Below are 12,394 nucleotides of genomic sequence, written 5' to 3'. Positions count from 1 at the left end.
CCGCATGGCAGTGGATCGCGAACGCGTGATGCGGGCGGTGTCCGAACTGATCGAAGCGATCGGTGAGGACCCCGCCCGTCCGGGCATGCAGGACACCCCGCGCCGGGTGGCCGAGGCCTACGCCGAATACTTTTCCGGTATCGGCGTGGATGCCCGCGCCCTGCTGAACAACACGGTGCCGCTGGATTCCGCGGCCGATGAGCATGAAACGTCGGGGCCGGGGGAGATCGTATTGCTGCGCGATATCGAGTTTCGCTCGATCTGCGAGCACCACCTGCTGCCCTTTATCGGGGTGGCCCACGTGGCCTACCTGCCCGGCGAGAAGGTGGTGGGCCTCGGCGCACTGCCGCGGGTTGTCGACACCCTGGCGTCGCGCCCGCAGCTGCAGGAACGCCTGACCGATGAGATTGCCGACACCCTCTTCACGGGTCTGGATGCGCGCGGTGCCCTGGTGGTCATGGAGGCCAAGCACGGCTGTGTTTCCGCCCGCGGACCGCGCCAGGTAGCCTCCAGCACGGTGACCATGGCTAGCCGCGGCGAGCTGTCCGACCCACTGCGTCGGGGGGAAGTGTTCGCCCTGATCGGTGGGACACATGAGCGCTAGGCCGCTGATGACGCGGCCATTGATCATGGGGGTGCTGAACGTCACCCCCGATTCGTTTTCCGACGGCGGTCACTATCTGGCTCCCGAGGATGCGATTGCCCGCGGCCGGGCCCTGGTGGAGGTGGGCGCGGACATCGTGGATGTGGGTGGTGAGTCCACCCGTCCCGGCGCGGAAATCGTCGGGGTAGCCGAGGAGATTGCCCGGGTGAAGCCGGCGCTGGAGGCGCTGAATGCGGCGGGGATCATCACCTCAATTGACACCATGAACGCCGAAACCGCGCGGGTCGCGGTCGCGGCCGGAACCCGTTATGTCAACGATGTGTCCGGCGGGCAATCGGACCCCGAACTGCTGCGGGTGGTCGCCGAGTCCAACACCGCGATTCTGATCGCCGGGCACTGGCGTGGTCGCCTGGATGCCGGCGATAGCCTGGCTCGCTATGACGACCCTGTGCGCGAGGTTGTGGCCGAGCTCACCCAGATTGTGGCGGGTGCGCGCGCCGCGGGGATTCCCCCAGAACGCATCATCCTGGACCCGGGCCTCGGATTTTCCAAGACCGGTGCCCACAACTGGGCGATCCTGCGGGGACTTGACCGACTGACCGCGCTGGGATTCCCGCTGCTGATCGGGGCCAGCCGTAAACGGTTCCTCGGCGAGCTGCTTCCCGCTGATGCCGACGTGGCCGAGCGGGATCTGCCCACCGCGGTCCTCACCGCGCTGATTGCCGACGCCGGCATCTGGGGGGTTCGCGTCCACGAGCCGCAGGCGAGTGCCCGCGCGCTGGACGTATGGGAGCGCCTGCGCGCCTAGCGCGCAATGGTCGTGCTCCGGCACACCTTCCTGTCGCCGCGTCCGGACGTTGGAGCGCGCGCCGCCGTTCGTGTGGCGGGGCCGAACCCGCGGCCGTAGACTAGCCCCGTGGCTGCCAACGACTTCATCACCCTGACCGGACTGCGTGTACGCGCGCACCACGGCGTCTTCGACTTTGAGCGGGAACAGGGCCAGGACTTCCTGATCGACCTGGTGGTGTGGCTCGACCTGCACCCGGCTGCCGCCGGAGACGACCTGGCCGCCACCGTCCACTATGGTGAGCTCGCCGAGGCCGTGGTGGCCGCCGTGGCCGCCAACCCGGTGGACCTGATCGAGACCGTGGCCGAGCGGGTTGCCGCGGTCGCCCTGAGTTTCCCCGCCGCCGAGCGCGTGCGCGCCACCGTACACAAGCCCGACGCCCCGATTTCGGTGCCGTTTGGGGATGTGGCCGTGACGATTGAGCGCACCCGATGACCCCGCTCCCCGGCGGGCGCCTCGTGCCGCCCACCCGCAATACGCAGGCGAAACTCGATCGGCTCGCCCGTGATGAGGTCCGCGCGAACGAAACCCCGCAGCACTCGGTTGCCGCGATCCTTGCCCTCGGTGCCAATCTGGGCAACCGCGCGGAAACCCTCGACGCCGCGGTGCGCGACCTGTCCGATGTGCCCGGGATCCTTGAAGTCACCCTCTCGCCGGTGGTCGACTCGGTCGCGGTGAAGCTCGACGGTCCCGACCCGGATGCGCCGGGATACCTGAACGCCGTCGCCCGCGTCCGCACCACGCTGAGCCCGCGTGACCTGCTGGCTGCCGGTGCCGAAATCGAACGGGCCCACGGCCGTGAGCGTCTGGAACGCTGGGGCGACCGAACGCTGGACATCGACATCATCACCTACGGCGACCTGGAAATCGAGACGCCCACGCTGACCATCCCGCATCCGCGTGCGGTCGAGCGGGACTTCGTGCTCGGCCCATGGTGGGCCCTGGACCCCGATGCGATCCTCCCCGGTGTCGGACCGGTCGCCGAGCTCCTGCGTGCGTTGCAGACCACCCCGATCGAAACGGAACGGCCGTGAAACGGACCTCCTATGGTGTCCTGATTGGGCTCCTCGCCATCGGTGCCGCGGTGGGGGCACTGACCAACATGACCCTCGCCGGGCTCGGTCGGCCGCTGCTGACGCCCGCACTGTCGCTTCCGATCACACTGCTGTTGATCGCCGGCGTCACGGTGTTTCTGGCTGCCCGGATCTATCGTGCGATCCGGGCGACACCGCGCCGCCGGGTTGACTCGTTTTATGCGATGCGGATCCTGGTTCTCGCCAAGGCCGAGGCCGTCACCGGTGCCCTACTGAGTGGTGTGGGACTGGGTCTGATCGGGTTTCTCCTCAGCCGCGCGGTGAGCCCCGCGCTAAACTCGTGGGTACCCCTGGTGATTGCCACCGTGGGTGCCCTGATCCTGTGCGCGGGCGGCCTGATCGCCGAGTACCTGTGCACCCTGCCGGAGGATACCGACGATGACCTACCCGGAGCAGCCCCCGCGTCTTCCTGAGACGACCGGCGAGCCCGCCGCGGAGCAGCCGTCCGCCGCCGGGCCCGCGTTTGCCGCTGCGCCTTCGCTCGCGGAGCCTCCGGCTACAGAGATCCCGCCGGCCCCGGGTGGCCCCGAGCTGAGGTCGCTGGAGCTCGACTATCCGCGGGATCAGTGGCAGCGGATTTCGCCGAAGTTTGCCGTGATCGAGCAGATCGGGAACACCGTCACGATGGTCGTGGTCGCCGCGGTGGCCGCCCTGATCTGGTGGCTAAACGAGTCGATCTGGCCGTTGCTGGGCGGTGGCGCAATCCTGATTGTGTTGATCATTACCGCGATCCTGATTCCCCGCCGTGCCCGCTCCATTGGCTATCTGCTGCGCGAGGACGACCTGCTGTTTCGCCGCGGGATCATGTGGCAACGCTTCGTCGCGGTGCCCTATGGTCGGATGCAGCTGGTTGATATCAACCGGGGGCCGGTGGCCCGTGCCTTCGGCCTGGCCGAGCTGAAATTTGTGACCGCCGCGGTGGGCACCAACGTGATCATTCCCGGAATGCCCCTGGCGGAGGCCGAGAAGCTGCGCGACCACCTGGTGGCCGTCGCCGAGAGTCGACGGAGCGGGCTGTGAGCGGCGAGTTCGCCCCGATCCCGCCCACGCCGGCAACCGCTTCCGCCTCGACGCCGCGCACTGCCGCCGACCTGACCGACGGCGAGTGGCACCGGATGCACCCGGCGACCCCGCTGCTGCGTGGAGGGGTCGCGTTTATCGTGATCTTCGGCATCGTTGTATCGAATTTCCGCGAGCGGCTGGTGGCCTTTTTTGTCCCGGTGCTGAACGGTCCCGAACAGTATGATCCGGTTACTCAAATCCTCAACTCCCCCAATATTCTGCTGATTCTGGGCGGGGTGCTGGCAGTGCTGGTGCTGATGATCGTGTTCTTCTACATTTCCTGGCGGATGGCGACCTTCCGGATCGGAACCGACGCGGTGGAGATTCGCAGCGGCATCCTGTTTCGGCGACACCGTCGGGCCCAGCTGGATCGGATCCAGTCGGTCAATATCTCTCGGCCGCTGTTCGCCCGTATCTTCGGGGCCGCCAAGCTGGAGGTTTCGGTTGCCGGTGACGGCGCCAACGTCAACCTGGAGTACCTGCACGCCCGCGATGCGGAGCCGCTGCGTGCGGCCCTGTTGACCCTGGCTTCGGGAAAGCAGCATCGTCCGGCCGCACCTGCGCTGGCGACACAGCCCGGCGACGGGGGAGTACCCACTACGACCTCGAAGCTCGAAAACCTGGTGACCGATCGCGCGCGTGATCTGCTCGGTCCCGAGCTGGATCTTGCCGCCCACCAGGTCACCGCGGTGGTGCGGGTGTCCCCGCTGCGCCTGATCGTCTCGACCGTGGTGAGCCTGTCCACCGTGCTCTTGATCGTGATGGTCATCGTGGTCACGGTCATGGTCACCCGCGGGATCTACTGGTCGCTGTTTGCGCTGTTGCCGGCGATCCTTGGTGTGGTCTCCTACTACTGGTCGCGGATCTCCAAGTCCATGCGCTACTCGGTGGCCAGCACCTCCGCGGGCATGCGGATCGGCGCGGGTTTGCTCTCCACCACCAACGACACCGTCCCGCCGGGACGGGTGCACGCGGTGCGGGTGACCCAGCCGCTGCTGTGGCGTCCGTTCGGATGGTGGAAGGTTCAGATCAACCGGGCCGGCACCTCGGCGTTGAATGCCGCCGATTCAGCCACCACCGCGCTGCCGGTGGGACGCCTGGATGACGCGGCCGCGGTGGTCGGCCTGCTGCTCAACCAGCCGTTCTATCAGCCCGTCCGCGAGCTCCTGAACGATGCGCTGAACTCCCGGAACCCACGCGGTTTTGTGGGGAACCCGCGGCGCGCTGCCTGGGTGGATCCCTTCGCCTGGCGCCGTACCGGCTACACGCTGACCGGGGATCTGCTGATCTTCCGTCGCGGCGTCATCTGGCGTCACCTGGACCTCATCCCGCTGGCCCGGTTGCAGAGTCTGAACACCACGCAGGGACCGATCGAGCGCCGGCTGCGGATCGCCAGTGTGACCGCGCATACGGTGCTCGGCCCGGTTGTGGCGACCCTGCCGCATATGTCCACCCGGGAGAGTGTGGATCTGTTTGAGAGGGTATCTGCCGCGGTGGCCGTGGCCATCGGGACCGACACCTCGCACCGCTGGGCCCAGGCGCGCGCCTCGGCACCGGTCCCGGGGGCTCCGCGGATCGACCTGGGACGCTGGGAACCGAGCAGCGAACGCGAGGCCGAGCTGGTCGCCGAAAACGCACAGCGCTATCCGGTGGCGGGCGTCGCCGAAAATATCGAATTGGGTCCGGACCTCGGACCACAGGAGGAAAAGTAGTGAGTGGTCGTGCCGGACGTTTGGGTGTCGGAATCATTGGAGCCGGGCGGGTGGGGCCGGTTCTCGGCGCGGCGCTGGCCGGTGCCGGGCACGCGGTAATCGGCATCTCGGCCATCTCCGAGGCCAGCCGCGACCGGGCCGAGGCGATCTTGCCCGGGGTGCCGATCCTGGAGATCCCCGAGATCATTGAGCGCAGCGAACTGGTCATCCTGGCGGTGCCCACCGCCGAGCTTGCCGCGCTGGTTGAGGGGTTGGCCGAGGCCGGAACCTGGCAGCCGGGCCAGATTGTGCTGCATACGGCCGCCGAGTTTGGGACCGCGGTGCTCGCCCCGGCGGCATCCCGCGGGGTGATTCCGCTCGCGCTGCACCCGGCGCTCGCCTTCACCGGCACCAGCATGGACCTGGCCCGGCTGGCCGAAAGCTATGTCGCGGTTACCGCGCCCGCGCCGGTGCAGCCGATCGGGCAGGCCCTGGTGGTGGAGATGGGCGCCGAGCCGGTGATCGTGGCCGAGGACGACCGCCCGGCCTATGCCGAGGCCATCACCACGGCCACCGCGTTCTCCCGCTCGATCGTGACCCAGGCGACCTCCATCCTCGCGGACATCGGGGTTGAGCACCCCGGCGGATTCCTCTCCTCTCTGGTGCGTAGCGCGGTGGATCAGGCGCTGCGCGAAACCACGCGGCAGCCGGAACCCGATTCGCTGATCTAGGCGCGGGCGCGCGGCCGCGTCGGTCCGGGCTAAACTGGGGTGCGAACGCCACCGTCCCCAAGGAGAACACACAGTATGAGCGACTCCCCCGTTGCCGCCCCGACCGATGCCGAAATCTTCGAGCAGAAGGCGGTGCGTCTGGCGAAGCGCGAACGGCTGATCGCCGAACGCACGAATGCCGCCGGCGGAGCCTACCCGGTGAGCGTCCCGATCACGACCACGATCCCCGAGCTGCGCGCCGAGTATGCCCACCTCGAAGCCGGCGAAGAGACCGGTATCACCGTGGGTGTGGCCGGACGCATCATGCACGCCCGTAACACCGGCAAGCTGTGCTTCGCGAGCCTCCAGTCGGGCGACGGATCCCGCGTCCAGGCCATGGTTTCGCTGGCCGAGGTGGGCGAGGAGTCGCTCGCCCGGTGGAAGGACCTGGTTGACCTGGGCGACCACGTGTTTGTCTCCGGACAGGTCATCTCCAGCCGCCGCGGCGAGCTGTCGATCATGGTGACCGACTGGCAGATCGCCGCCAAGGCCATCCAGCCGCTGCCCAACCTGCACAATGAGCTCAGCGAGGAGAGCCGCGTGCGCGCTCGCTACCTCGACCTGATTGCCCGCGAGCAGGCCCGCAAGACCGTGAAGGACCGGGCCACCATGATGGCCAGCCTGCGTTCAACCTTCACCGGCCAGGACTTCCTCGAGGTGGAAACCCCGATGCTCCAGGTGATGCACGGTGGCGCGGCTGCTCGTCCGTTTGTGACCGAGTCCAACGCCTTTGACACCGAGCTGTACCTGCGCATCGCCCCCGAGCTGTACCTCAAGCGTGCGGTGGTGGGCGGTATCGACCGCGTGTTCGAGATCAACCGCAACTTCCGCAACGAGGGTGCCGACTCGACCCACAGCCCCGAGTTCGCGATGGTTGAGGCCTACCAGGCCTACGGCGACTACAACTCGATCGCCGACCTGACCCAGGCCCTGATCCAGAACGCCGCGCTCGCGGTCGCCGACTCGCACGTGGTGACCTGGGCCGACGGCACCGAGTTTGACCTCGGTGGCGACTGGGACCGGATCGACATGTACTCCTCGCTCTCCGAGGCTGCCGGTCGCCAGATCACCCCGGAAACCCCGATCGAGGAGCTCAAGGCCCTGGCCGAGGCCGAGGGTGTGGCGGTGGCCCACCCGATCCACGGTAAGTACGTTGAGGAACTGTGGGAGCACTTCGTGAAGGGTTCGCTGGTGCGTCCGACCTTCGTGATGGACTTCCCGGTGGACACCTCGCCCCTGGTGCGCGACCACCGCAGCAAGGCCGGCGTGGTTGAGAAGTGGGACCTGTACGTGCGCGGCTTCGAGCTGGCTACCGGATACTCCGAGCTGGTTGACCCGGTCATCCAGCGCGAGCGTTTTGTCGAGCAGGCCAAGCTGGCCGCCCGCGGCGACGACGAGGCCATGCCGGTGGATGAGGACTTCCTGCGCGCACTTGAGCACGGCATGCCGCCGTCGGGTGGCATGGGTATGGGGGTTGACCGTCTGATGATGGCGATCACCGGCCTGGGTATCCGCGAGACCATCCTGTTCCCGCTGGTGAAGTAGGACAAATATCGTGAAGCCCCGGGTTTTCCCGGGGCTTCGGGTATTTAAGCGGGGACACGCCCCGGAGATGCGGACAACGCACAGGGTTCGGGCTTAGCGTGTCGCCATGTCTACCCCAGAAGAGAACCAGAACGGGACCCCGCGGGAATCCGATCCCACCGATGCCTCGACGCCGAGCCAGGCCCTGCCCGGGTTCCCTCCGCCGGAGCAGCCGCCCACCGCCTATCCGCCGCAGCCGAATCCGGCCGAGGGTGCCCCGCAGGCCTATCCGCCGCAGCCGGGTTATGGTCAGCAGTCCGATCCGGCACCCACCGCCTATCCGGCCCCGGGTGCACCGCAGGCCTATCCGCCGCAGCCCGGCAACTCGCAGCCCGGATATGGGCAGCCCGGATATGGGCAGCCCGGATACCCGCAGCCCGGATATGGGCAGCCCGCCGCCGAGCAGCCGGGCTACCCGCAGGCCCCCGGGGCCTATCCGCCGCCGCTGGGCAGCGCCCCGCCCGTGTCGCCGGCGCAGTTTGGCCAGCCCGCTCAGATCCCGCCCCAGGTGTCGCAGCCGCTGGCGAAATTCACGCTGATTCAGTACGGGGTCCTTGCTCTCGGTGCGTTGATCAACACCTGGGTCGGGTTGTTTACCGGCGGGGATCCCGCCCTGGCGCAGCTGGACAACAACTTCCTGGTGATCAGCGGGATCTTCGCCTCGATCTTCACCATCGCCATCGCCGCGGGAAGCGCCGCGCTGATCTTCTTCCCCGTGCGCCGTGGCCGCGCCTGGGGGCGCACGGTGGGCACGATCTTCGCGAGTTTCAGTGGCCTGTTTGGGGTCATTCAGCTGATTGGCTCGCTGATCGGGCTGGCCTCGGCACCGGGCACCGCCCTGCTGGGTATTGTGCTGGCGCTGGCCGCGGTCGCCGTCAGTGCCTACTGGCTGGTGCTCGCCTGGCGTAAGCCGCGCGTCTAGGCCGGCTCCGCACCCGCGGCCCCGGATCGTACTCACGATCCGGGGCCGCGGGTGTGTGCAATAACCGACAGCGTCGCGGGACCGCCGTCGCTCCCCGGCTAGCCTGAGCGCATGAGTGCCCTCTCCGCGTCTCCCGGTCGCCTCGTCCCGGCGCGTTTTCGGCCGCTGCTGAACCCGCTTACCGTGCTGTTTGTGTCCGGGGCCACGGCGATGCTCGCCTCGATCTGGCTCTTCTATAGCGCCTTTGCCCTGCCCCTCAGTGTGACCCTCGCCCCCGATGCGGACGCCCGTGCGGGGCACCACACACCATTCGCGGATCTGGGGATCGGACGAGAGTTCCTGCTGGGGTCCACGATCGTCGCGGCCCTGGCCACGGTCCTGGTCCTGGCCGTGGGATTTGTCAGCTGGCGCGGTCTGCGTACCGGGTTGCGTCGGGGGTCGCCGCGCGCGCGAATCGGGGCGAGTATCGGTGTGCCGATACTGATGGTGGTGGTGCCCGGCTGTCTTGCCGTGTTCGCGGCCCAATCGGGACTGTCCCGGATCGCGACGACCATGCATGACACCCTTCCCACGCCTCTGGTTGCGTCGTCGGGAGTGCTGGGGCGGACCCTGCTCTGCCTGCTGTGGGGGCTGGTGGTGGTGCAGTGTGTGCTGTGGGTGGGATCAGCTTGGCGCACGGCTACCCCGCCACGACGGCCCCGTCCCGAAACCCGAGGGGTGCGCGTCTGGTTTCTGGCACTCGGTGCCGTGGCCCTGGCCTGCCCGCTGGTCTTCGCGCTACTCGCCGCCGTCACCGCCCTGGGCCGGGATCAGGGGGAGTATTCGGCTCACCTCGGATTCACCGTGGGTCTCATCGTGCGCGGTGGCATGCTGATGCTCCTGTCGGTCGGACTCCTGGTGTGGCTCGGTGCGCTGAGCGCACGCTCCCATCCGCAGACACGGGCGGCGGGCACCATCGTCATGCTCACCGTGATGCTCTGGGGTCTCACCGGGCTGGTCTCACCGGTGATGAGCGCCCTTCAGGAGACGGGCGGACCGGACGCCCGGGGCGCGATCCTGTTGCGGGTCATTATTCCCCTGGCCGTCGGCACCTGCGGGCTGGTCCTCGCGCGACGCCTGCCCACCGACGTGGGCCCCCGCCTGCCCGAGCTGAGCACGGGTGCCCCGGCGCACTCGTCAGTCTCGGGGGAACGGGGTACGATGGAATCATCATGGAAAACTTCTGGGTAAACGCGCTCTGGTCGGTCACCCCGACCATCCTTGTCGGTCTGGTGTTCTGGGCCATCGTGCGCTCGATCATCCGGGCCGACCGTGGCGAACGTGCGGCGTATGCGGAGATGGAATCGGTTGAGCGCGTGCGTCTGGGCCTGCCGCCGGCACCGCGTCCCGGCAGCGCGGCCGCCGCGAAGGCGTCCTCGCCCGAGTAGTCCGGTCTCCGGTCCTACATGGCAGAGCTTTTTGTGTGGCCCCTCACCAGTGGTGAGGGGCCACACCGCGTATAAGCGACACCACACCGTGGTGTACCGCGTGTGCGACGGACCATGCGCACTGTGCTGACAGGCGCGGCAGCCCGGGGCTGGATGATGCCTATCGTGTCTTTTATGTCCCTACCGAACTCGCAGCCGCCATCGTTTGACCCCACCTTGGGCTTTGCACCGGTGGGAGGGTCGGTGACCGCAGAGGTCACCAGCGTGCGCGGCGTGTACGTGGACCACACCGGCATGAACAAGCTGGTCCCGGCATTTGCCAAACAGATGGCATCTAGCTACCTGGCCATCGTTATCATCGCGACCCTGCTGCTGTTGGCCAATATCTGGATCGGCTATGCCGCGTTCACCTCGGTGAGTTATCGCTACGAGAGCGGCGACGAGCTTGCGGCGGTGGCGCTGGTCCCGGTGATCGGGTTCACGGTGGTCGCGCTCATTGTGAGTGTCGCCGCCTGTCTCCTCGTGGCCATCCCGATGCGCCGAGGCCTGCCCTGGTCGCGGGTCCTGGGTACGGTGATCGTCTCGCTGGTGATCGTGGGCGCGCTCGCCGTGGTGATCCCGATGGTCGTGGCCTCGGGAATTCGCGTCGGGATTCTCTGGATCATCCTGCTCGCCACATCCATTGGGTGGATTGTCAATGCCTGGTCGGGCAAAGTCGCCGAACCCAAGAAACGTAAGCGGAGGGCGCAAAAAACCGCATAGCGTAGCTCCCGCGGTGATGGATCGCACCGGACACGGTAGAAACTCGCGCGCAGCACACCCGTTTGTCCGGGCCGGTTCGCTAAGCTGGGCTGACCCGGCGGAACCGCGCAGCAACGGCGTCTCCGCCCGATCGAGAGGAGCGCCGTGGGCCTCGACCTATTCCTGGGTGGATTCGGTCTGTGGAGTGCGCTCTACCTGGTCCTCGACATCACCATCCGCGTGATCGCGGTGATCGTGGTTCCGCGCAACCGCAAGCCCACCGCGGGTACCGCCTGGCTGATGCTGATCTTCATTCAGCCGGCCGTGGGCATGCTGATTTTCCTGCTGATCGGAAATCCGAAGCTCCCGCGTAAGCGGCGCAAGATCCAGGAGGAGATCAACGATGCGGTCAAGGCCGGCGTCGAGGCTCTCCCCAACCAGGAACATCAGCCCGGCGCTCCCACCTGGTTTAACTCGCTGGTTGAACTCAACTCCAACCTCGGCGCGCTGCCGCTGCTGGGCGGTAACACCGCGCGGCTGATCCCCGACTACGACGGGTCGATCGCCGAGATGGCGCGCGAAATCGATACGGCAGTGGACTACGTCCACATCGAGTTCTACATCCTCTCTTACAGCGATAAGACGGAGGAGTTTTTCAACGCGATCGGTCGCGCCGTGGCACGCGGGGTCAAGGTGCGGGTGCTCTTTGACCACATCGCCACGCTGCGCTCGCCGCGCTACCGACAGACCAAGCGTCGCCTGGTCCAGGTGGGTGCCGAGTGGCACATGATGCTGCCGGTGCAGCCGCTGCGCGGAAAGTATCAGCGCCCGGACCTGCGCAATCACCGCAAGCTGATGATCGTGGACGGTCGGGTCGGCTATATGGGTTCGCAGAACCTGGTGGATCGGACCTACCTCAAGCGTGGCAACCTGCGCCGCGGCCTGAAGTGGAAGGACCTGATGGTCCGCGTAGTGGGTCCCACGGTGGACGCGCTGAACGTGATCTTCCTCTCCGACTGGTACGCCGAATCCGGCGAGATTATCGCGCTGCGCCTGGACATGGCCGAGGCCGTACCCGAGGAAACCCCCAACGTGCTGGACTGTCAGGTGGTGCCCAGCGGCCCCGGATTCGACGGGGAGAACAACCTGCGTCTCTTCCTCGGCCTGCTCTATGCGGCGCAGAAGCGCATCGTGATCACCAGCCCGTACTTTGTGCCCGACGAATCGATCATGTACGCGGTCACCACCGCGGTGCAGCGCGGGGTCCCGGTGGACCTGTTTGTCTCCGAGGAGGGCGACCAGGCGGTCGTGTTCCACGCCCAGCGTTCTTACTATGAGGAACTGCTGAAGGCCGGAGTGCGCATCTTCATGTATCCAGCCCCCTACATCCTGCACTCCAAGCACTTCACCATCGACGATGACGTGGCCGTGATCGGATCCTCGAATATGGACATGCGCTCGTTCGGTCTGAACCTCGAGGTCTCGCTGCTGGTGCGCGGTGCCTCGTTTGTGGAGGAGATGCGCGGAATCGAGGATCAGTACCGGGCGATGAGCCGCGAACTGACCCTCGAGGAGTGGGAGCGGCAGCCGCTGCGCTCCACCGTGCTGGACAACCTCGCCCGGCTCACCTCGGCGCTGCAGTAGCGCGCCGT

At 67.3% G+C, this 12,394-nt stretch carries 14 protein-coding genes; all 14 read left to right on the top strand.

Annotated features, from left to right (window positions below; all coding sequences use genetic code 11):
• Positions 1-4 precede the first annotated feature (4 nt).
• The 14 genes from folE to cls all read left to right on the top strand — a co-directional run bounded on the left by folE (position 5) and on the right by cls (position 12,386).
• Positions 5-604 carry a GTP cyclohydrolase I gene (gene folE, locus D9V34_RS03770; RefSeq protein ID WP_121687556.1) on the top strand — a complete coding sequence of 200 codons (600 nt, stop codon included), beginning with the start codon at positions 5-7 and terminating at the stop codon, positions 602-604.
• Complete coding sequence (folP, locus tag D9V34_RS18050) at positions 594-1,412, top strand: dihydropteroate synthase (protein WP_245991873.1); 819 nt, start codon at positions 594-596, stop codon at positions 1,410-1,412. Before folE ends, folP begins: the two co-directional genes overlap by 11 nt.
• Positions 1,413-1,520: 108 nt before the next feature.
• Entirely contained in the window at positions 1,521-1,886 is a 366-nt protein-coding gene (folB, locus tag D9V34_RS18045; RefSeq protein ID WP_030147927.1) for a dihydroneopterin aldolase, read from the top strand.
• Complete coding sequence (gene folK / locus D9V34_RS03760) at positions 1,883-2,485, top strand: 2-amino-4-hydroxy-6-hydroxymethyldihydropteridine diphosphokinase (RefSeq protein ID WP_121687555.1); 603 nt, start codon at positions 1,883-1,885, stop codon at positions 2,483-2,485. The genes folB and folK overlap by 4 nt, the downstream gene beginning before the upstream one ends.
• A complete protein-coding gene (locus D9V34_RS03755) occupies positions 2,482-2,958 on the top strand; it encodes a DUF3180 domain-containing protein (protein WP_183091832.1) in 477 nt (158 codons plus the stop codon). The genes folK and D9V34_RS03755 overlap by 4 nt, the downstream gene beginning before the upstream one ends.
• Before the next feature lie 118 nt (positions 2,959-3,076).
• Positions 3,077-3,565: a PH domain-containing protein gene (locus D9V34_RS18040; RefSeq protein ID WP_425454445.1), complete on the top strand. Its 489-nt coding sequence runs from the start codon at positions 3,077-3,079 to the stop codon at positions 3,563-3,565.
• Positions 3,562-5,319, top strand: a complete 1,758-nt coding sequence (locus D9V34_RS03745; protein ID WP_121687553.1) for a PH domain-containing protein — start codon at positions 3,562-3,564, stop codon at positions 5,317-5,319. Before D9V34_RS18040 ends, D9V34_RS03745 begins: the two co-directional genes overlap by 4 nt.
• On the top strand, positions 5,319-6,029 hold the full coding sequence (locus D9V34_RS03740) for a Rossmann-like and DUF2520 domain-containing protein (RefSeq protein ID WP_030147932.1): 711 nt from the start codon (positions 5,319-5,321) through the stop codon (positions 6,027-6,029). Before D9V34_RS03745 ends, D9V34_RS03740 begins: the two co-directional genes overlap by 1 nt.
• A gap of 75 nt (positions 6,030-6,104) precedes the next feature.
• Positions 6,105-7,613 (top strand): lysine--tRNA ligase, encoded by a 1,509-nt coding sequence (gene lysS, locus D9V34_RS03735; protein ID WP_121687552.1) that lies wholly within the window; start codon positions 6,105-6,107, stop codon positions 7,611-7,613.
• A gap of 106 nt (positions 7,614-7,719) precedes the next feature.
• Positions 7,720-8,574, top strand: coding sequence for a hypothetical protein (locus D9V34_RS03730; RefSeq protein ID WP_121687551.1), 855 nt, complete (start codon positions 7,720-7,722; stop codon positions 8,572-8,574).
• A gap of 111 nt (positions 8,575-8,685) precedes the next feature.
• Positions 8,686-9,804: a hypothetical protein gene (locus D9V34_RS03725; RefSeq protein ID WP_121687550.1), complete on the top strand. Its 1,119-nt coding sequence runs from the start codon at positions 8,686-8,688 to the stop codon at positions 9,802-9,804.
• The gene (locus D9V34_RS03720; protein ID WP_121687549.1) at positions 9,786-10,001 is read left to right on the top strand and encodes a hypothetical protein; all 216 of its coding nucleotides are present in this window, start codon (positions 9,786-9,788) and stop codon (positions 9,999-10,001) included. The genes D9V34_RS03725 and D9V34_RS03720 overlap by 19 nt, the downstream gene beginning before the upstream one ends.
• 243 nt (positions 10,002-10,244) lie before the next feature.
• Positions 10,245-10,763 carry a hypothetical protein gene (locus tag D9V34_RS03715; protein WP_183091831.1) on the top strand — a complete coding sequence of 173 codons (519 nt, stop codon included), beginning with the start codon at positions 10,245-10,247 and terminating at the stop codon, positions 10,761-10,763.
• Positions 10,764-10,907: 144 nt separating this feature from the next.
• Positions 10,908-12,386, top strand: a complete 1,479-nt coding sequence (cls, locus tag D9V34_RS03710; protein ID WP_245991868.1) for a cardiolipin synthase — start codon at positions 10,908-10,910, stop codon at positions 12,384-12,386.
• Positions 12,387-12,394: the final 8 nt, after the last annotated feature.

The organism is Mycetocola lacteus (genome assembly GCF_003667575.1).
Lineage (GTDB): Bacteria > Actinomycetota > Actinomycetes > Actinomycetales > Microbacteriaceae > Mycetocola > Mycetocola lacteus.
The sequence above is the reverse complement of the archived record's forward strand: the minus strand, read 5'-3'. Positions and strand labels throughout refer to the sequence as shown.